Raw genomic sequence first — 20115 nt, 5'->3', positions numbered from 1 at the left:
AAAATCAAGGAAAAAACTTCGGCAAGGTGGCTCAGGCCTTTGATTTGTCGGGAAAATGCGGCCCCGTGGATGCCGAAATCCTGCGTGGGCGGGGCGCACGAAGGCCCCGGAGGCCCTCCGCGTGGGAGGGTTTTTCGGGGGCGGGGGATGCGGAACGGATGGGATGCCCGGCCGTGTGGCATGCCTCGCGCGTGTGGAAGGGCTGGCAAGGTGAGGCGTGCCGGTGAGCGCGCGGGCTGCGCTACGGCCCCGGGGGTGGGCTGCCGGCTGTGGCGAGACAGGGTTGGCGAGCCACTCGCCGCCTTTGGCCACCCGAATTGGATTGGCCTCCACGCCATCGATCTCGAGCGCGATCTTCAGCCGCCGGCCGGAGCCCGTCAGGGTGGATTCGACCCGCACCCGGATGGCGTTTGGGTGGCAGGGGGGATGAGCGGTCCGGTGGCGATCGCGTCGAGCGTCTTCGGGCGGATGGGGCTACGGTTGGGGCGGATCAGGAACAGTGCCCCGTCCATCAGTGGTTACACGTCAATCCGGGAGGAGGGCAGGAAGATCCGTGCCAGATCGAGAAGGCCAGCAAGCTCCGCTGATCCACCGCCAGGACTCAGCCCGCTGCAAGGCCCGGACGCGTGGGGGTCCGGGCGTTGTCGTTTTCAGCGGGCGGATGCCTTGCGGTGGCGCAGCCGTCTCCACGCGAGCACGCAGCCGCTCCCGGCGAGGAGTGCGCCCAGGAGGCACAGGCCCGTGGCGAGGCCCTCGCGGAGCGTCGGCAGTGCGTGGAGCGGCGGAATGTCGAGCCGGTGCAGGCCGTTGAAGACCCAGCGGTGGAGCCGGTTGGCGTCATCGATGCGGGACAGCACACGGCCGGTGGCGGGGTCGAGATACCAGGTGGTGTCTTCGGCATCGGCCAGGCGGATGCGTGCGGCCGGGAAGACCGCCTGATTGCGTCGGCCGTAGTGGTACAGGTCGGGCGCGTGGATGATCTCGGCGCTGGCGACCGGATGCCCCTCGATGGCCGCGATGGCGGTGGCGAGGGTTTCCGGCGCGAAGGGCGCGGCCGGGCGGGCCTGGTCGTCGAGGCGCTGGATGGCGCCCGGTGTGCGGACTTCCAGATAGCTGCGGCCGCCAAAGCGATACCACTCGGCCTCCCGGGCGTCGGGCACCTGGGCAAGCTGGCGGTGGAGCAGGGCGAGGTTGTCCGACGGGCTGTACGCCACGCCGGCCAGCTTTTGGGTGGCGCCCTTCGGCAGGCTGCTGAAGGCCAGCAGGCCGAAGGGATGATTCGACAGCCAGCCCGACACCAGCCAGGTGGCGGCGAGTCCGCCGACGGTAACGCCCAGCAGGTGATGCCAGCGTTTCCAGCCCCGGTAGGGCGTGATCGCGCCCCGCGGGTAGCGCCGCACGAGGCGCAGGCGCTGGAAGCCGAGGATCAGCCCGGCCGCCACCGTGAGCATCGCCGCGGCCGGCAGCCACAGCACCAGCTGGCGCCACAAGGTGGTGTCGTCGCCGCGCAAGGGGGTGAAGTAGATCCAGTGGGCGACGGTGCCGATCCAGTTCCAGCCCCGCTCGAAACGGGTGGTGTCCAGCAACACCTCGCCGCTGCGGGACGAGATGTACAGATCGGTGCCTGCCGCGTCGTCCAGGGACACGCGCAGCAGCGGGCGGTGAGGGTTGTAGGTGGTGTAGACCGTCCATTGGTCGCGGTCGACGCTTTCGACGCCGGTGGTTGGCGCGCCGGGCAGGAAGTGCCGCGCGGTGGCCGTGGCGGTGTCGGGCGTGACGGCTACCAGCGTGCCGTCGTCGGCCCACACGCTGCAGGCGCCGTCTGCGGTGCCGAAGTGAAACACCGGCCGGCCATCGGCCATCGCCAGCCGGACGCTGCGGGGCTTCTGGGGGCAGGCGCGGGCCGCGACGGCCGGGCTGACGCGGATCGCGTCCGGCTGCAGTGGTTCGAGGTGCGCCAGCCGCTCTTCGGGCGTCAGCTTGGGGAAGGGCACGTAGAGCATCACGATGCCGGAGACGAACCAGCCGAGGATGAGCACCCCGGTGACGATGCCGAGCCAGCGGTGGGCAAGATGCAGGAGGCGGAGCAGGCGATGTTTCATCAGGGCTTGCTTGGGGCGTGAGGGCCGGGGAGTGTAGGTGGATTCGGCGGTGACTGCGTCTGTTTCGGGCGCGCAGTACGTGGCTGCGCGCCCGGGTGGATCAGCAGGGGATGGGGTTCGGGCTGGCCCGGGTACGTAGCGTGGTCGGGCTGGGTGCGGCAGGCGAGACCAGCACCGTCAGCCGTGGTGGCTCGAAACGCTGCAACTTGCGCAGGCCGAGCCTGGCCACGATCCGCCGGGCGGCCGGGTGGCCTTCGATGCACAGCACCCGCTCCAGCCCGTTGCCCTCCGCCCAGGCGACTACCGCTTCAAACAGCCGGGTGGCCAGACCCGCCCCGCGCCAGGGGGCGAGCACGCTGAAGCCCAGCTCGCCGCTGTTGCCGGCGATGCCCAGATGCGCCAGGGCGAGGGGTGGATGCTCCGCCGGGCCGATGGCCAGCACGAGGTCGCGGGCAAAATCGACGCGCGCCACATAGGCCCGGATGCTGGTGTCGGACTGGGGCGCGTTGAAGCGGCTGACCCTTTCGGCCGGGTTGAGGGCGAGGAGGTGGGCGAGCACCCGCAGGCGGGCGTCGCCCCCCAGACGCAGGGAGGCGGACTGGGGGTTCATCCCGCGCTCCCGGACTGATGGGCTGCGCCGACCGGCGTGGGGCGGCCCGCTTCGTCGATGGCCACGAAGACGAACGATGCCCGCGTGCACAGCCGCGACCCGGCCTGCCGGGGTGTCTCGGCGGTCATGGTCACCTCGACGCAGAGCGAGGTGCGTCCCACCGAGCTGATCCGGGCGCGGGTCTCGACGATGTCGCCCACGCGGGCCGGGGCGACGAAGTCGAGGGTCTCGCTCGAGGCCATCACCACCGGCTTGCGGGCCCGGCGGGTGGCGGCGACCAGCGCGGCCTTGCCCAGCCAGTCGAGGGCCTGCCCACCGTGGAGGATGCCCCGGTGATTGACCTGCCCGGGAAAGACGATCTCCACCACCCGCACCACGTCGGCGGGTACGGCGTCGAGGAGGGGGATGGATTCGGTGGATTCCGTCTCGTCGCCCACTGCCACCATCACAAAATGCCCGGTGAGGCAGAGGGTGCGTTCGCCGGTGAGCATGTCCTCGGCGCACAGGCGGGCTTCCACGTCCACCGAGCGGCGCCCGGTGCGGACGATCCGCCCGCTCACTTCGGCCAGATGGCCGGCGGGCACTGGTGAGCGGAAGTGGGTCTGGCTGAGGGCGGCGGTGACGACGGTGCGGCGCAGCCGGCGGCTGGCGAGGACGAAGGCGAACTTGTCCATCATCGCCAGCGCGGCGCCACCGAAGAGGGTGCCGTGGTGGTTCGACTGGCCGGGGAAGACCACGTCGACGAGGGAGAACAGCTCGCCCGGCGCGGGGGCTGGCAGCAGGCGGTCGAGGGGATCGCGCAGGTCGTCGTCGGCGGTGGTGGGAAGGGGCTGGGCCGCGGTGGCCGGGGTGTGGGTGTGGGACATGGTGAGGCTCCTGGTCGGACTGTCCGCTACCCCGCGGACGGTCGATGGCAGATCCACCTGCCCGGTGGGGCAGATGGCGTGGCGCGGCAGGCCGGTCTCCGGGCTCGCAAGTCTTGACCCTTCGCCTTCCCGGACGTATCCAGTGGCGGGCGGCTTCGGGAGAAGCCAGCCGTGAAGGGTCCGCACTTGCCTACCGTTGCGGGGGCAGCCGGGGCTTGGCGGCGGACTGGCCGCCGCGTACCCCGTTCCCGTTTCACCCGGTTTCGCCGGAAGGGCGGAACCAGGCACCTGTCGCAGGGGGTGCAGCCGCCCGGGATCGGGCTTGGCGCCGGCTGCGCGGCGCCGGGCAGGCGCTGGCCGGGTCAATCCCAGGCTAGCGCGCCGCCCGTCTGGTACTCGGTGACGCGGGTTTCGAAGAAGTTCTTCTCCTTGCGCAGGTTGGCCTGCTCGTCGAGCCAGGGCAGCACGTTGGTGGCGCCGGGGAAGGGTTCGGCCAGCCCCACCTGACGGGCGCGGCGGTTGGCCATGAAGCGGAACTGATCCATGTGCTGCCCGGCGTTGTAGCCCAGGATGGGCGAACCCAGGATGTAGGCGGCGTAGTCGGCCTCGGCGGCCTCGGCTTCATCCCACAGGGTGCGCAGGACGGCGGGGTCGAGGCTGAGCCCTTCCTCCTTCAGCAGCTCGCGCACCACGCGGATGCCGAAGGCGCAGTGGAGCACCTCGTCACGCATGATGTACTGGAGCTGCTCGGCGGCGCCCTTCATCAGGCCCCGGCGCTGCAGGGCGAAGATGGGCGTGAAGCCGTTGTAGAACCAGCAGCCTTCGAAGATCGCCGCAAAGAAGAAGTAGGACAGGGCGAACTCGTGGAGGTTGGCCCGGTCACGCAGGTCGAAATCCGGGCGCATTACCCGTTCCAGGCGCCGGCTGGCGAGGGCGATCTTGCCGTGGATGGCCGGCACCACCCGGTAGCGGTTGTAGATCTCCTGCTGGTCGAGGCCGATGGTCTCGATGCAGTGCTGGTAGGTCCAGGTGTGCAGGGCTTCCTCGTACACCTGGCGGGCCTGGTAGATCTGCAGTTCGGGCGCGCTCATCTTCTCCATCACCGCCAGCCCGATGTTGCGCATGGCGAGGATGTCGGAGGTGGTGAGGTAGGCCAGCACGTTTTCGAAGACGTGGCGCTCGGCGTCGGTGAGCTTGTGGTGGTAGTCGTGCACGTCCTGGGCCATGGAGATTTCGAGCGGCGTCCAGTGGTTGCGGTTGGCCTTGAGGAAGAACTCCCACGCCCAGGGGTATTTGAACGGGGCGAGCTGGTTGATGTCGGCCCGGCCGCCGACGATGCGCTTGTCGGCGGCGTTGATGGCAGCCCGGGCGTCGGTGGCCATGGCGGGCACCGGGGCCGGCGCGGGAATGTCCCAGTCGTTGAAGCGGGCGGTGCTCATTGGCAGGTCTCGCATTCCGGGTTGTCGATGGCGCAGAAGCGGGGGGCTTCGTCGGCGGGCGGGGTGTCGTCGCGGCCACCGGATTTTTCGAGCTGGCTGGCGCCCAGGGTGCGCAGGTAGTAGGTGGTCTTGAGGCCGCGCAGCCAGGCGAGCTTGTAGATCTCGTCGAGCTTGCGGCCGGAGGGTGTGGCGAGATAGAGGTTGAGGGACTGGGCCTGGTCGATCCACTTCTGACGGCGGGCGGCGGCTTCGATCAGCCATTCGGGCTCGATCTCGAAGGCGGTGGCGTAGCGGGCCTTGATCTCGTCGGGCACCCGGTCGATGCGGGCGAGGGCGCCGTCGAAGTACTTGAGGTCGGCCACCATCACCTCGTCCCACAGGTCGAGGGCCTTGAGGTCGCGCACCAGGGCTTCGTTCACCACCGTGAATTCGCCTGACAGGTTGGATTTGACGTAGAGGTTCTGGTAGGCCGGCTCGATGCTGGCCGACACGCCGACGATGTTGGAGATGGTGGCGGTGGGGGCGATGGCCACGCAGTTGGCGTTGCGCATGCCGTGGCGGGCGATGCGGGCGCGCAGGGCGGGCCAGTCGAGGTGGCTGTCGCGGTTCACCTCCAGTTGGCCGCCGCGACCGGCGGCGAGCAGGTCGAGGGAATCGGGTGGCAGGATGCCCCGGCTCCACAGGCTGCCCTCGAAGCTCCCGTAGCGGCCGCGCTCCCGGGCGAGTTCGGTGGAGGCGCGGTAGGCCTGATAGCACACGGCTTCCATCGACTGGTCGGCAAACGCCACCGCGGCGTCGGACGCGTAGGGCAGGCCGAGGGCGTACAGGCAGTCGGCAAAACCCATGATGCCCAGGCCCACCGGGCGATGCCGCAGGTTGGCCCGGCGTGCCTTGGGGGTGGCGTAGAAGTTGATGTCCACCACGTTGTCGAGCATGCGCATGGCGGTCTGCACGCTGCGGGCGAGCTTGTCCTGGTCGAGGGCGCCGTCCTTCAGGTGGGCGAGCAGGTTGATCGAGCCCAGGTTGCACACGGCGGTTTCGTCGTCGGAGGTGTTGAGGGTGATCTCGGTGCACAGGTTGGAGCTGCGCACCACGCCCACGTGCTGCTGGGGCGAACGCAGGTTACAGGCGTCCTTGAAGGTGATCCACGGGTGGCCGGTCTCGAAGAGCATGGTGAGCATCCGCCGCCACAGCTGCACGGCCGGGATGCGCTTGAAGAGCCGGATCTCGCCGGCGTCGGCCCGGGCCTCGTGGGCGCAGTAGGCGGCCTCGAAATCGGCGCCGAAGCGGGTGTGAAGGTCCGGCACGTCCGACGGCGAGAACAGCGTCCAGTCGGCGTTGTCCATCACCCGCTTCATGAACAGGTCGGGAATCCAGTTGGCGGTGTTCATGTCGTGGGTGCGGCGGCGCTCGTCGCCAGTGTTCTTGCGCAGGTCGAGGAACTCCTCGATGTCCAGGTGCCAGGTTTCGAGATAGGCGCACACCGCGCCCTTGCGCTTGCCGCCCTGATTGACCGCCACCGCGGTGTCATTCACCACCTTGAGGAAGGGAATCACCCCCTGGCTCTGGCCGTTGGTGCCCTTGATGCGGCTGCCCAGGGCGCGCACCGGGGTCCAGTCGTTGCCCAGGCCGCCGGCGTACTTCTGCAGCAGGGCGTTCTCCTTGACCGCCTGGTAGATGCCTTCCAGGTCGTCCGATACCGTGGTGAGGTAGCAGGACGACAGCTGCGAGTGGCGGGTGCCGCTGTTGAACAGGGTCGGCGTCGAGCACATGAAATCGAAGGACGAGATCAGGTTGTAGAACTCGATGGCGCGGGCCTCCCGGTCAATCTCGCCCACCGCGAGCCCCATCGCCACGCGCATGAAGAAGAGCTGCGGCAGCTCGATGCGCCGCCCGTCGATGTGAAGGAAGTAGCGGTCGTAGAGGGTCTGCAGGCCCAGGTAGCCAAACTGCTGGTCGCGCTCGGGCACCAGGGCGGCGCCAAGGCGGCCCAGGTCGAATTCGGCGAGGCGCGGGTCGAGGAGTTCGGCATTGATGCCGGTGCGGATGAAGGCCGGCAGGGCCTCGGCGTAGTGGCCGGGCAGGTCGGCCAGGCTCACCGGCTGGCCGAGGACTTCCCGGGCGAGGCTGGCGAGGAGGAGTTGCGCGGTGACCCGGTTGTAGGCTGGCTCCCGCTCAATCAGGTTGCGCGCGGCGAGGATCAGCGCCTGGTCCACGTCGGCCAGCGGGACGCCGTCGTAGAGGTTCCGGAGGGCCAGATCGAGCACCGCGTGGGCCGACACCTCGTTGCCCAGGCCGGCGAAGGCGGCCTCGCAGTGGCGGAGCAGGGCGTTGGTGTCGAGGGGAATGCGACATCCGTCGGCCAGCACGTGGAGGGTCGGCGTGCCCGCGGATGCCATGCCGGCAGCCCGTTCGGCGGCGCGGCGTTCGCGGTAGAGCACGTAGGCCCGGGCCACGTCGTGTTCGCCGGAGCGCATCAGGGCCAGCTCCACCTGATCCTGGATGTCTTCGATGGACACCGTGCCGCCATCGGGCAGGCGGCGGGTGAGGGCGCGCAGCACGGTGTCGGTGAGCCGCGCGACGATCTCCCGGACCCGGGCCGAGCCGCCGCTGGCGCTGCCCTCGACGGCCAGGAAGGCCTTGCTCATGGCGATGGCGATCTTGTCAGCGTTGAAGGCGACGACGGCGCCGTTGCGGCGGATCACCTGCAGGGCGGCGATGGCCGACGCGCTGGCGGATGCGGATGGAGTCTGAACGGTGGCGAGCAAGGCGATTCTCCGAATTGGGGGGCGGAGAATCGAGGACCTGGAGCCGCGCCCGGCGTCAACGCACGGGCGGAAGCCCTGCAATCCGCGCTGGCGCACGGTGGCGACAGGAAGACACCTCGTTTCAGGGACACCCCGCCCCAAAAGCACTGAAGGAATGGGCCATGGCAGGTCTCCTGACTCTCGGGTCGTCGCCTCGTGCCAGCCTTCCCGGAGCGCATCCAGTGGCAGTGGGGGGCACGAAACTCGCCGATTACAGTTGCGGGGGCAGTGCTGGATTTGAGGCGACGGCCTCGCACCAGCTTCCCTTTTCATCCCCTTGCGGGGAACCAATGACGAGGCGGATGGTAGGGGGGTGGTATCCGGCGTGTCAAGCCGGGGCACTGCGGGTAGGGCTGTCGGGGGTTGTCGAGGCCCATATCTAGTCCGCCCCGGCAGCGGGTCCGCGGCATGGGGCGAGGTCGGCGAAGTGCGCGCCATTGCAATCCGTCTTGGCCGGGTTCATGCTCGATTCGTCAAGGAGGTGCGTTCAAATGCGAGTCCGTTTCTTTGGCGCGGCCGGCGAGGTGACCGGCTCGTGCACCCTGGTGGAAGTCGGCGATGTCCGCTTCCTGGTCGATTGCGGGATGTTCCAGGGCGGGCGCGAGGCCCGGGCCAAGAACCTCCGGGCGCTGGATTTCGGCTTTGACGTGCGGGACATCGACTTCGTGCTGCTGACCCACGCCCACATCGACCACTCCGGCCTGTTGCCGCGGCTGGCGGTGCTGGGCTTCCGCGGCCCGATCTACGCCACGCCGGCCACCATCGACCTGCTGGCGGTGCTCCTGCCCGACAGCGCCCACATTCAGGAGAAGGAATCCGAGTGGCAGCTGCGCCACCAGCACCGCCGGGGCGGCAGCGAGCGGGGCGTGGCGGCGCCGCTCTACACCGTGGCCCAGGCCCAGACCACCCTCGGCCTGCTGCAGCCGGCGCCCTACGGAAGGACCATCGAGCCGGCGCCGGGCATCGCGGTGCGCTTTCATGATGCGGGGCACATCCTGGGTTCGGCATGGCTGGAGGTGACCGCCGCGGGCGAGGGCCGGCCGCGCCGGCTGGTGTTCTCGGGTGACATCGGGATGCGCGACCGGCCGGTGCTGAACGACCCGGAGAAGATCATCCCGTCGGCCGACCTGCTGCTCATCGAATCCACCTACGGCGACCGCCTGCACCGCCCCCTGCCCGAGACCGAGGAGGAGATCATCGCCGCCATCGGCCGCACCCGGGCCTGCCACGGCAATCTGGTGATCCCGTCCTTCGCGGTGGGGCGCACCCAGGAGATCATTTACATCCTGGCCGATCTGGTGCGGCAGGGAAGGCTGGAGCCCCTCAAGGTGTTCGTGGATTCGCCCATGGCCAACGAGGCGACGCGCATCACCCTGGCCCACCCGGCGCTGCTCGACAGCGAGACGCGGGATCTGCTCGAGTGGCTGAAGGTGCACCCGAACAAGCTCAAGCTGGAGTTCGTGGCCGACGTGGAAGCCTCCCGGGCGCTCAACGACGTGCGCAGCGGGGCGATCATCATCTCGGCCAGCGGCATGTGCGAGGCCGGGAGGATCAAATATCACCTGCGGGAGAACCTGCCGCGCAGCGAATGCAGCGTGCTGATCGCCGGCTTCCAGGCAGCCGGCACGCTGGGCCGGCGGCTGGTGGATGGGGCGCGGCTGGTGCACATCTTTGGCGAGCCGGTGCCGGTGCGGGCGCGCGTCTACACGGTGGGCGGGCTGTCGGCCCACGCCGATCAGGCCGGGCTGCTGGACTGGATCGGCGGCGTTCATACCCCGCCGCGCCACACCTGCGTGATCCACGGCGAGGCCGGCGCCTCGGCCACCTTCGCCCAGGCCATCCGCGACCGGCTGGGCTGGAAGGACGTGATGCTGCCCAAGCCCGGCGACAGCTTGACGCTGTAAGTCCGTCGGTTGCGGGCAGACGAAGTGTCCTGCCCCTGTAGGTCGGACTTCAGTCCAACAACCCCTGCCTGCTCAACCCGTGATGTCGGACTGAAGTCCGACCTACCGCGCGCGCTCCCCCTGAAGCAAAAAAACGCAGCCCTCGGCAGGCTGCGTTTTCGTATTTTCAGGTCGGCCTCAGTAAGCGTTCGGGTCTTTGCGGATCAGGCCGACGGTGCGCAGGATGATCCGCAGGTCGAGCAGGAAGGACCAGTTGCGCAGGTATTCCAGGTCGAAGTCGATGCGCCGCTTCATCTTGTCCAGCGTCTCGGTCTCGCCCCGGCAACCGTTCACCTGGGCCCAGCCGGTGATGCCCGGGCGCACCTTGTGGCGGATCATGTAGCCCTTGATGAGCTTGCGGTAGGTCTCGTTGTGGGCCACAGCGTGGGGGCGCGGGCCGACGATGCTCATGCGGCCCTGGAGCACGTTGATGAACTGGGGCAGCTCGTCCAGCGAGGTGCGCCGCAGAAAGGCGCCCAGAGGCGTCACCCGGCTGTCGCCCACCCGGGCCTGGGTGATGGTGTCGCCGTTCTCGCAGACGCTCATGGAGCGAAACTTGTAGACCAGGATGCGCTCCCCGTCGAGGCCGTAGCGGTACTGGCGGAACAGTACCGGGCCCGGCGAAGTGGCCTTCACTGCGATGGCGATGGCCACCAGCAGCGGCGAGATCATCACCAGGATGGCCGCCGCCAGCATGAAATCGAAAGCCTGCTTGAAGAGGCCATTGACGCCGGTGAACGGTGATTCGCATACCGCCACCACGGGCAGGCCGCCCAGGTCGTCCATGCGCGCCTGGATCAGGTCGGTCATGAAGAAATCCGGCACGAAATAGATCGACACCGTGGTGTCGCGCAGCTCGTCCAGCAACTGGAGGATGCGCGGCTGGCTGCTCATGGGCAGGGCGATGTAGATCACGTCCACGTCGTTGTCGCGCACGTAGTCCACCAGATCCTTGATCTTGCCCAGATGGTGGATGCCGGCGCGGGCGTGGCGGCTCGAATGGCGGTCGTCAAAGAAGCCGAGCAGGCGCTTGCCGGCGCGGCGGGAGCGTTCGAGACGGTCGGCCACGGCCAGGCCGGCGTGGCTGGCACCCACGATCACCGCCCGCTGGCGGTAGCCCGCGTGGGCCATGACCATCGGCGTGAAGGTGTGGGCGGCATGGCGGGCGAGGGCGGCCGTCGCCGGCCCGACCACGAACCACACCAGCAGTACCTCTGGCGCGTAGGCGCTGCCAAAGCCCGTCAAGAGGCCGATCAGGGTGAGGATGCCGAACAGCGCGACCCCCTTCAGCCAGCTTCCCCGGTACAGCGCCTTGAGGCCGCTGTCGATGTGCATCGGCATCGGCTGGGCCAGCAGGAACACCGTGATCGCCAGCACCGCGTAGGCAGGCTGCCCGCCCACGCCAAACCAGTTCGCCACCCCCAGCAGGCTGCCGGAGAAGGCGATCGGGTCGAGAAGGGCCTCGAAGATGGAGATCAGGGACAGGTGGGGCTTGATGCCCGGCGCCTGTCGTTCGATGGCGGCCTGCATGGCGGACTGTTGTATCCCGATGGTTGTCTGGTCGATGCGGAATGTACTGCAAGTTCGATATTGTTAATGTCAAATTTATTGGATATGTGAATTTGTTTGCAAAAAACTGTGCAGAACGCCGGTGCTTTTGCAAAATGCGTAAAATTTGGCTTGATTTCGTCCGCTTCTCCCTCAAGATGCTGCAACTTGCTAATCGGGGTGCGGATTTGCGTGATTTTGGTGTTCGTGTCGGGGGTGTTTTGCTGCTGATCGGGGCAGGTCTGCCCGCTTTTGGTAGCGAAGGCGTGGCCCTCCACGTTTCGACCATGCTGGGCGAACCGCGCAGGCCGGGGCCGCTTTTCGAGAGCGACGAGCCGGACCCGCCGTATCTGGAGCTGAGCCGGGCGCTGTCCGACGAGTCGGCAAAGGTGGCGGCGGAAGACCGGGGCAGCGACCCCATCGACCTGCCGCTGGGCAAGGGCATCGGCTCGCGGATCAGCGTTAGCGAAACCTTCACCTACGACAGCAACCTGTTCCGGCTCTCCGGTGCGGCGGCGGCCACCGCGGCCGGCCTGAAGGGGATGGGCGACTGGAACAGCACCACCAAGCTGGGCCTGGGCCTGGAGAAGTACTACGCGGGGCAGCAGTTCACCCTCGATTACGAGCTGGCGGTGTCGCGTTACCGGGAGTTCGGTTTTCTGGACAACAACGCCAACAGCCTCGTGGGCCGCTGGCGCTGGACAGCCGGGCCGGACTGGAAGGGTGAGCTCTCCGCTGAACAGCGCGAGGCGACCGACGATTTTGCGTACTACCGCCAGCAGCAGCGCAGCCTGGGTGTGACGCGGCAGTTCACGGCCGGCGGGTTTTATCAGGTGGCGCCGGACTGGTTTGTCGGCGCGCAGGTGGGGCAGGGCAGCCGGCGATATCCGGATGGCTCGCGGCCCAGCAACGAGATCGATTTTGCCGGTTTTGACGCTGTGCTGCGCTACGCGCCGGCGTCGGGAGCGGTGGTGGCGGTGACCCGCCGGCGTGCCCAGGGGCAGTACCCCAACGCGCCGGTGACGGTCACTGGTCTGAGCGAATCGCGCTTCGAGCAGGACGAATTCTTCGCAGAAGCGACGCTGCCGCTGCGAAGCGGAACGCGCCTGCTGGCCCGGCTGGGTACGGTGAGCCGCAGCTACCAGCGCTTTCCGCAGAACAACTACACGGGCCACAACGGGAGCGTCGGCTTCGAGTGGCGGGTGACGCCGCGCACGCTGATCAGTACCACGCTGCGCCACGACGTGGAGCCGGCCCAGGATTTCGTCTCGAACTACGTGGCCGTGAAGGGCCTACGTTTCGGGGCGGTGTGGGAGTACTCGCCGAAGCTGCGGGTGGACAGCCGCCTGGAATGGCGTGACGCCCAGTACCGGGGCGACCCCGGTTTCGGTGTGAGCACCGCCTCCCAGCGGGAAGACAAGGGTGTGCTGGCCGCGGTGGCCGGCACCTGGCAGCTGACGCCGCGGACGCGCTGGATCACCTCGCTGACGCGGGAACGGCGCAGTTCGACCGAGGCGGCACAGAGTTTCAACTATTGGACATTGGCGGGGAGCTTGCAGTGGGTGTTTTGACGACAGGTTGGAAGCGCGGCAAGGCGGCGCTGGGCGCGCTGGTGACCGGGCTCGCGCTCGTCGCCGGCCTGGTGCCGGCCCATGCGCGGGAGGCCGCCGGGCAGGAACCGGCCGCCCAGGAATATCGCCTCGGGCCGGGTGACGGGCTGAAGATCTCGGTCTTCCAGAACCCGGATCTCAGCCTCGAGACCCGCGTCTCCGAGACCGGCTCGATCAGCTACCCGCTGGTGGGCAACGTGCAGGTGGGCGGGCTGAGCGTGGCGGGCGCCGAGAAGGCCATCGCCGACGGCCTGAAGAAGGGCGGCTTCGTGCTCCAGCCCCAGGTCACGGTGGTGCTCCAGCAGGTGCGCGGCGCCCAGGTGGCGGTGCTTGGCCAGGTGGCCCGGCCCGGTCGCTACCCGCTCGAGAGCACCGCGATGAAGGTCACCGACGCCCTGGCCCTGGCCGGCGGCATGGCGCCCCAGGGCGCCGACAAGGTGATCCTCACCGGGATGCGCAGCGGCCGCCGGGTGCGCGCCGAGATCGACGTGACCGAACTCTTCGTCACCTGGACGCCGGAGAAGGACCTGCCGGTGATGGCGGGCGACACCCTTTACGTGCATCGCGCCCCGCAGGTGTACGTGTATGGCGAGGTGCAGCGCTCCGGCGCCTACCGCATCGAGCGCCAGATGACCGTGCTGCAGGCCCTCGCCATGGGCGGTGGCCTCAGCCAGCGGGGCACCGAGCGCGGCGTGCGCATCCATCGCCGTGGCGAAGACGGTGCCGTGCGCGTGCTCACCCCCCAACTCAACGACCTGGTGCAGGCGGATGACGTGATCGTCGTCCGCGAGGCCCTCTTCTGATCGGACGCCGACATGGGCATCACTCAACTCCTGGCGGTACTCCGGGCCCGGCGCAGGGAACTCTTCATGGTGTGGGGCGGCGTGGTGCTGCTGGCCCTGGTGGTGAGCCTCGTGCTGCCGCGCCAGTACGTGGCTTCGTCCGAAGTGGTGGTCGAGGCGCGCGGCGGCGATCCGCTGGTGGTGCATCCGGGCAGCGGCGGCTCGACGCCGGGCTTCCTGGCCACCCAGGCCGACATCATGGCCAGCGAGCGCGTCGGCGCCAAGGCGGTGGCGGCCCTCAAGGTGGCGCAGATGCCGCGCTGGGCCGAAAAGTGGCAGAAGGCCTCGGGCGGGCAGGGCGATGCCGACCGCTGGATCGCCGGCCGCCTGAAGAAGTTCGTCAAGGTGAGCCCGTCCCACGAGAGCAACGTGCTGACCGTCACCTTCACCGGCGATGATCCGAAATTTGCCGCCGACTACGCCAACGCGCTGGCCAAGGCCTACGTGGAGACCGATCTGGAGCTGAAGATCGAGCCGGCCAAGCAGTCGGCCGCATGGTTCGACGAACACACCAAGGCCCTGCGCGCCAACCTGGAAACCGCCCAGGCCCGCCTGTCGGAGTTCCAGCGCAGCCACGGCCTGGTGGGCGACGAGAAGCTCGACCTGGAGAGCGCGCGCCTCACCGAGCTCTCCACCCAATACACGGCCATCCAGGCCCAGAGCACCGAGACCACGTCGCGCCAGCGCCAGGGCGGCAGCGCCAACGAAGTCACCGCCAGCCCGCTGGTCCAGGCCCTCAAGGTGGATCTGGCCCGCCAGGAAGCGAAGCTCTCCGAGCTCTCCGGCTACCTCGGCGAGAACCATCCCCAGTACCAGCGCGTGAAGGGTGAGGTGGAATCCCTGCGTGCCCGCCTGCGCGCCGAATCCGGCAACGTGGCTGCGGTGGTGGGCACCAACACCCGCATCAACCAGGCCCGCGAAGGCGACGTCAAGAGCCGCCTCGAAGCCCAGAAGCAGCGTGTGTTGCAGCTCAAGCAGCAGCGCGACGAGATGGGCGTGCTGCAGCGCGAGGTGGACAGCGCCCAGAAGGCCTACGACCTGGTGATGGCCCGCCTGACCCAGACCAGCCTCGAGAGCAAGTCGCGCCAGGGCAACGTGGCCGTGCTGTCGGTGGCGGTGCCGCCCACCGAAGCGGCCAGCCCCAAGCTGCTGCTCAACCTGGGTCTGGCGATCGTCATCGGCGCCCTGCTGGGCATGGCGGTGAGCATCGTGCGCGAGCTGTTCGACCGCCGCATCCGCAGCGCCGCAGACCTGGACGACGCCATCGGCGCGCCGCTCTTGGCCGAGATCCCCCGCCTGCAGGACGCCGCCAACGAAGGCTCGCGCCTGCGTCTGGCCCTGCGGCGGGCCTGAGGAGCATCCATGGACATGAAATCCTTTTCCGGTCATTCCCACGTGTCTGCCTTTGAAAAACCTCCGGTCGCCTTCCCCAATCTGGGGGAGATCCTCGTGTCCACCGGCCGCCTGTCGGCCGACGCGGTGGCCCGTGTCACGGCCCGCCAGCGGGAGCGGGGGATTCCCTTCGGCGCGGCCGCCATCGAGCTCGGGCTGGTGACCCAGGCCGACGTGCACGCCGCCCTGTCGCGGCAGTTCGACTACCCGGTGCTCTCCGCCGGCGACCAGGGCGCCGATCCGGAGCTGGTGGCCGCCTTCGAGCCCACCTCGCCCCGCGTCGAAGCCCTGCGCAAGCTGCGCAGCCAGCTGGTGCTGCGGCGCATGGCCAACCCGCTGCTGCGCACCGTCGCCATCGTCGGCCCCGTGCGCGGTGAAGGGCGCAGCTGGCTGGCGGCCAACCTGGCGGTGGTGTTCTCCCAGCTGGGCGAACGCACGCTGCTGGTCGATGGCGACCTGCGCAACCCGCGCCAGCAGACCCTGTTCCGCCTGCCGCCCGCCGGCGGCCTGGCCTCGCGGCTGGCCGAGCGGGGCGACAAGGGCGGGGCGATCCAGCCCCATTCGCGCTTCGATCACCTGTCGGTGCTGCAGGCCGGCATCGTGCCGCCCAACCCCCAGGAGCTGCTGGCCCGCCCGGCCTTCGGCGCGCAGATCGCGGTGGCCCGGGAAACCTTCGAGATGACGCTGGTGGATACCCCGGCCGATGAAGTGGGCGCCGACGCCCAGCTCGTCGCCGCCACCTGCGGCAGCGCCATCATCGTGGCCCGTCGCCACGCCTCGGCCCACAAGCGGGTGGCGGCGCTCTCGGCCGGCCTGCGGGACGCCGGCGTGGTGGTGATCGGCGGCGTGCTGCTCGACTTCTGATGGCTTTCGCCCTCTCCGCCACGGCGCCCGTCAGCCTCGCCACCCCCTTTGAGAAGCGGGTGGCGCAGGGTTTTGCCTGGGCGCTCTTTGCCACCCTGTGGCTGAAGCTGGCGGTGGCGGTGATGCTGACCCAGCCGGTGATCGATGCGGAAGGCGAATCCATGTACAACCGGCTGGCCGACGCCATGTTGCTGGGGGTGATGTTCGCCGGCATCGGCACCTACGCCGACGCCATCCTCCAGCGCGCACCGCTGATCCTCGTGGCGGTGCCGATTGGCCTCGCGTCCTTCCTGACGACCGAGGCGCTGACCGGGCTCAACTTTTCGACGGCGGTCTTCGAGTACTTCAAGATCGTCACGCCGCCGCTCTTGTCGGTGCTGCTGCTGCGCCTCTACGAGCGGGAGACGGCGCTGGTGATCCGCCTGATGCAGATCACCCTGGCGCTGATCTGGGTGATGGTGGTGTTTGCGCTCGTCGTGATGCCGCCGTCCCTCAACCGGGGTGGCGAGCCGTTCTGGCCGGTTTACTTTGCCTCGCTGCACACCAGCTCGTATCTGGTGGTGGTGTGCGCGGCGCTGTCGCTGTACCTCTTTGAGGCCGGCCACCTGAGCCGCCGGCTGTTCATCGCGCAGCTGCTGTTCTCGCTGCTGCTGGTGTTCTACGGCTGGGGTGTGCGCACCTCGATGGTGGCGGCGGTGGCCTTTGGTGGCGTGGTGATGGTGCAGCGCATGCGGATGGCGCCGGTGGTGATGTTCGTCGGCTTTGCCGGCCTGCTGACGCTGGCCTTCGTGCCGCTGCTCTTCGGGTTGATCCACCTGCCGTCGTGGGACGAGATGGTGGAGGTGACCTCCGGCCGCTTCTCCATGTGGCTGCAGAAGATCGACATCCTCGCCAACAGCACGCTGCTGGAATGGATGTTCGGCCACGGCGAGGGCTCGGACTGGATCGTGTCCGAAGTGTGGTGGTGGAGCGCGAAGGATTCCCACAACGACTTCATCCGCCTGCTCAACCAGCAGGGCGTGCTGGGGCTGGGCATGGTGCTGGCGATCCTGGCGGTGTGGGCTGCGGCCTTTCCGCCGGGGGTGGCGCTGCCGCTGCTGGCGGCGCTGGGGGCGTCCACGGCCTTCAGCAACGGGATCATGTTCCGTCCCCAGGCCAGCCTGCTGATGCCCCTGGCGCTGGTGGCCGCGACCGCCGCCTGGCAGCGGATCAGCGGGGAGGGCGCGCGATGAGCCTGTCGATGGCGGCCCTCCTGCGTCGTGGCGAGGTGCTGGCGGTGACCGCCGCACCCGGCGGCCAGCGCCTGCTCCACTTTGCGCTGGTGCAGGCGGTGTGCGGCACCGAGGCGCTGGGGCGCTTCGCCAACGATCTGTCGATCGCCATGATGCTGGGCCTGTTTTCGGCGGTGGGCTGGTCGGCGCTGGTGCTCGCGCGGGTGCCGGTGGCGGGCGAGGGCCGGGTGGCGCCGGTGATGCTGGGGCTGGCCCGGGGCGCGGTGGTGTTCACCTTGCTCGCCTGCATGCCCTTGCCGCTGCTGGCGTCGAACTGCTGGCTGTTCGAGCCGGGCTGGACGGCGCTGCTGCTGGCCGGGTGGACGGCCTACACCGTGGCCCGCCACTACGGTCTGGCGCTGACGCGCTATCGCCCGCTGCTGGTTCTGGAAACCCTGCTGGTGGTGCTGCTCACCGCCGGCATCGTGGTGGATGGCGGGCGTCACCGCTGGATGCCTTATGCCGCGCTGGCGGTGCCCACCGCGCTGCTTGGCCTTGCCGGCCTGGTGCACCTGATGCGCCACCGGGGCCACGAGGCCGCCGCGCTGCCGGCTGGGAGCGCCCGCACCTCGGCCGAGCAGGCGGCGCTCAATTTCGTCAGCGCCGGCATGTCGATGATCCTCGTGCCCTTCACCGTGCGGGTGGCGGGGGAGGGCTACGGCGGGCTGGTGGCGCTGATCGGCAGCCTGACCAGCGTGCTGCTGCTGTTTCCGCGGGCCCTCAGCTTCAACGCCCTGCCGGCGCTGGCCAGGGTGGTGCGTCAGGCCGGGCATCGAGAGGTGCGGGCGACGCTCGACACTCTGCGCCACGACCTGATCCGCGTGAACACCGCCCTCAGCGTGCTGGCCGTGCTGGCCTGGTGCGGCCTTGCCTGGTGGGGCCAGCGGCCCGACTTTGCCCTGGCCGGCGCCACCGCGATCTTCGTGCTCCAGCTCGCCAGCTTCTACGTGGGCCAGCTGGTGCTGCCGGAAGCCAATTATCTCCAGACCGTCGAGGAAACCCGCCTGCCGCTGCGGGTGAACGTGCTCTCGCTGGTGATCTTCGTCGCCGCCTGCGGGCTGGTGATGCTCGTTGCACCGCCGGGTGTGGATGCGGTGCTGTGTCTGTTTGCCGTTCTTCTGGGCGCGACCCTGTCGCGCAACCTGTTATTGCGCCGGGCCGTGTTGCGCCGCGCGCCGGAGGTTTTTGCATGAACTTGCCGCGTTCGGAGGCCGCGATGAACGTGCGCCTCGCTGTTTTCCTCCCGGCCGGGCCGGTGCCCAGCTGGGTTGTCCGTCTGGTGGGCGACTGCCTCGACCTGCCCGATGTGCGCCTCGTTGCGCTGCTGCGCGACGCGTCGCCGCTGCCCGCGGCCGACTGGGCCGACCGGGTCGACGAGATGGTCTTCGACCGGGGCGCCTCGCCGCTGCGTCTGGCGGACCTGCCGACCCCGGCCGGCGTGGCCGAGTGGATCGCGCCGACCGCCGAGCCGGCCGATGCCTGGCTCGCCACCCGCGGTTGCGACGTGCTCCTCGACCTGCGCACCGCGCCGATGCCGATGGCCGTGAGCCCGACCCATCACTGGGCGCTGATGCTCTCCGGCCGTCCGGCGGTCACCCCGCTGGCGGGCGCCGACCCGGTGGTGGAGGGCGCCGACAGCACGGTGATCCAGCTCGAAACCATCCCCGGCGGCGCGGTGATCGACACCTCGCTGGGGGCTTCGTGCACCTTCTCGATCCGCCGCAACCGCCGTCGCGCCATCGCCAAGGGCATGGGCATGGTGCGCCGTGCGCTGGTGCGGCTGACGGCAGAGGGCGCTGTCGCGCCGCTGCCCGAGGTGCCGGCCGGCGGCGTCGATGCCTTTCCGGGTAGCCCGGCTGCCCAGCGCTTTGCCACGCTGGTACGGCGCACCGTGTCGCGCTCGGCGTCGAAGGCCCTGAGCCGCGACCAGTGGGGGCTGGCGCTGGTGTTCGAGGACGCGCTGTGCCTCGACCCGGCCCGCGCGACCCTGATCCATCCGCCCGCAGACCGCTTCTGGGCCGACCCGATGGTGTGGCCGGCAGAAGGTGGCGGCTGGTGGGTGTTCATCGAAGAGGTGATCTACAAGGAAGGCCGCGGCACCCTCAAGGCCATGCGCGTGCAGACGGACGGCAGCTGGGCCGAGCCGGTGTCGGTGATGGTGCGCCCGTGGCATCTCTCCTACCCCTTCCTGTTCGAATGGGAAGGCCAGCTGTGGATGGTGCCCGAGAGCGGTGCCAACCGCAGCGTGGAGCTCTACCGATGCGTGAACCTGCCCGACCACTGGGAGAAGGTCGCCGACATCATGACCGGCATCGACATGGTGGACGCCACCCTGTTCGCCCACGAGGGCCGCTGGTGGATGCTCGGCAACGTCACCGAGCCGGGCGCCGAAAAGCACGACGAGCTGCACGCCTACTACGCCGACAGCCCCCTGGGCCCGTGGCAACCCCACGCCGCCAACCCGGTGGTGGCCGACGCGCGCTTTGCCCGTCCGGCCGGGCCGCTCTTCATGCGCGACGGCAAGCTGCTGCGGCCGGCCCAGGAATGCGTGCCGGAATACGGCCACGCGCTGAGCCTGCGGCGCATCGAGCGGCTCACGCCCACCGAATACATCGAACACACCGAACAGCGGATCGAGCCGGGCTGGAAGCCGGGGATTGCCTGCGTGCACACCCTCAGCCACGCGCCGGGGCTCACTGTTTTCGACTTTCTGACAAGACGGTCACGCTTTGCGGCGGTACGCGGCACGCGCCCCGTGCCCTCCGCCACGGGTCGCAGCGATGGTGGCCGGGATAATTCCGACGGGAAAACAGCGCAATGA

General features: G+C 69.1%; 14 protein-coding genes and 2 riboswitches. Of the genes, 8 read left to right on the top strand and 6 right to left on the bottom strand.

All coding sequences use genetic code 11. The features are described 5' to 3' along the window. Positions 1-650: 650 nt before the first annotated feature. The 5 genes from QQK25_RS03495 to QQK25_RS03475 all read right to left on the bottom strand — a co-directional run bounded on the left by QQK25_RS03495 (position 651) and on the right by QQK25_RS03475 (position 7785). Positions 651-2102, bottom strand: a complete 1452-nt coding sequence (locus QQK25_RS03495) for a PepSY domain-containing protein (protein ID WP_284186694.1) — start codon at positions 2100-2102, stop codon at positions 651-653. 100 nt (positions 2103-2202) lie between these two features. Continuing rightward, complete coding sequence (locus tag QQK25_RS03490) at positions 2203-2712, bottom strand: GNAT family N-acetyltransferase (protein ID WP_284186693.1); 510 nt, start codon at positions 2710-2712, stop codon at positions 2203-2205. Next, positions 2709-3578, bottom strand: a complete 870-nt coding sequence (locus QQK25_RS03485; RefSeq protein ID WP_284186692.1) for an acyl-CoA thioesterase — start codon at positions 3576-3578, stop codon at positions 2709-2711. Before QQK25_RS03485 ends, QQK25_RS03490 begins: the two co-directional genes overlap by 4 nt. Before the next feature lie 72 nt (positions 3579-3650). Next, positions 3651-3885: riboswitch (cobalamin riboswitch) on the bottom strand. Between the two features lie 55 nt (positions 3886-3940). Continuing rightward, on the bottom strand, positions 3941-5017 hold the full coding sequence (locus QQK25_RS03480; protein WP_284186691.1) for a ribonucleotide-diphosphate reductase subunit beta: 1077 nt from the start codon (positions 5015-5017) through the stop codon (positions 3941-3943). After that, a complete protein-coding gene (locus QQK25_RS03475) occupies positions 5014-7785 on the bottom strand; it encodes a ribonucleoside-diphosphate reductase subunit alpha (RefSeq protein ID WP_284186690.1) in 2772 nt (923 codons plus the stop codon). The genes QQK25_RS03480 and QQK25_RS03475 overlap by 4 nt, the downstream gene beginning before the upstream one ends. A 146-nt stretch (positions 7786-7931) precedes the next feature. Then, a riboswitch (cobalamin riboswitch) is annotated at positions 7932-8131 on the bottom strand. Between the two features lie 184 nt (positions 8132-8315). Here QQK25_RS03475 and QQK25_RS03470 point away from each other — a divergent pair. After that, positions 8316-9728: an MBL fold metallo-hydrolase RNA specificity domain-containing protein gene (locus QQK25_RS03470; RefSeq protein WP_284186689.1), complete on the top strand. Its 1413-nt coding sequence runs from the start codon at positions 8316-8318 to the stop codon at positions 9726-9728. A gap of 177 nt (positions 9729-9905) precedes the next feature. Here the strand turns inward: QQK25_RS03470 and QQK25_RS03465 are convergent, their stop codons facing one another. Continuing rightward, positions 9906-11297, bottom strand: a complete 1392-nt coding sequence (locus tag QQK25_RS03465) for an undecaprenyl-phosphate glucose phosphotransferase (protein WP_284186688.1) — start codon at positions 11295-11297, stop codon at positions 9906-9908. A gap of 284 nt (positions 11298-11581) precedes the next feature. Here QQK25_RS03465 and QQK25_RS03460 point away from each other — a divergent pair, with 284 nt between their 5' ends. The 7 genes from QQK25_RS03460 to QQK25_RS03430 are packed head-to-tail and all read left to right on the top strand — an operon-like array spanning position 11582 to position 20115. Beyond that, positions 11582-12886, top strand: a complete 1305-nt coding sequence (locus tag QQK25_RS03460) for a porin family protein (protein ID WP_284186687.1) — start codon at positions 11582-11584, stop codon at positions 12884-12886. Further along, complete coding sequence (gene epsE, locus QQK25_RS03455) at positions 12874-13728, top strand: polysaccharide export protein EpsE (protein ID WP_284186686.1); 855 nt, start codon at positions 12874-12876, stop codon at positions 13726-13728. Before QQK25_RS03460 ends, epsE begins: the two co-directional genes overlap by 13 nt. A gap of 12 nt (positions 13729-13740) precedes the next feature. Beyond that, positions 13741-15120: a chain length determinant protein EpsF gene (epsF, locus tag QQK25_RS03450; RefSeq protein WP_284186685.1), complete on the top strand. Its 1380-nt coding sequence runs from the start codon at positions 13741-13743 to the stop codon at positions 15118-15120. A 15-nt stretch (positions 15121-15135) separates the two neighbouring features. Beyond that, positions 15136-16023 (top strand): chain length determinant protein tyrosine kinase EpsG, encoded by an 888-nt coding sequence (locus tag QQK25_RS03445; protein WP_284186684.1) that lies wholly within the window; start codon positions 15136-15138, stop codon positions 16021-16023. Further along, positions 16023-17255, top strand: coding sequence for an O-antigen ligase family protein (locus QQK25_RS03440; protein ID WP_284186683.1), 1233 nt, complete (start codon positions 16023-16025; stop codon positions 17253-17255). The genes QQK25_RS03445 and QQK25_RS03440 overlap by 1 nt, the downstream gene beginning before the upstream one ends. Next, on the top strand, positions 17252-18487 hold the full coding sequence (locus tag QQK25_RS03435) for a hypothetical protein (protein ID WP_284186682.1): 1236 nt from the start codon (positions 17252-17254) through the stop codon (positions 18485-18487). The genes QQK25_RS03440 and QQK25_RS03435 overlap by 4 nt, the downstream gene beginning before the upstream one ends. After that, a complete protein-coding gene (locus tag QQK25_RS03430) occupies positions 18484-20115 on the top strand; it encodes a glucosamine inositolphosphorylceramide transferase family protein (protein ID WP_284186681.1) in 1632 nt (543 codons plus the stop codon). Before QQK25_RS03435 ends, QQK25_RS03430 begins: the two co-directional genes overlap by 4 nt.

The sequence above is a fragment of the Zoogloea oryzae genome, from assembly GCF_030161255.1.
In the GTDB taxonomy this organism is placed as follows: Bacteria; Pseudomonadota; Gammaproteobacteria; order Burkholderiales; family Rhodocyclaceae; genus Zoogloea; species Zoogloea oryzae.
This window is presented reverse-complemented; position numbering and strand designations above follow the sequence as displayed.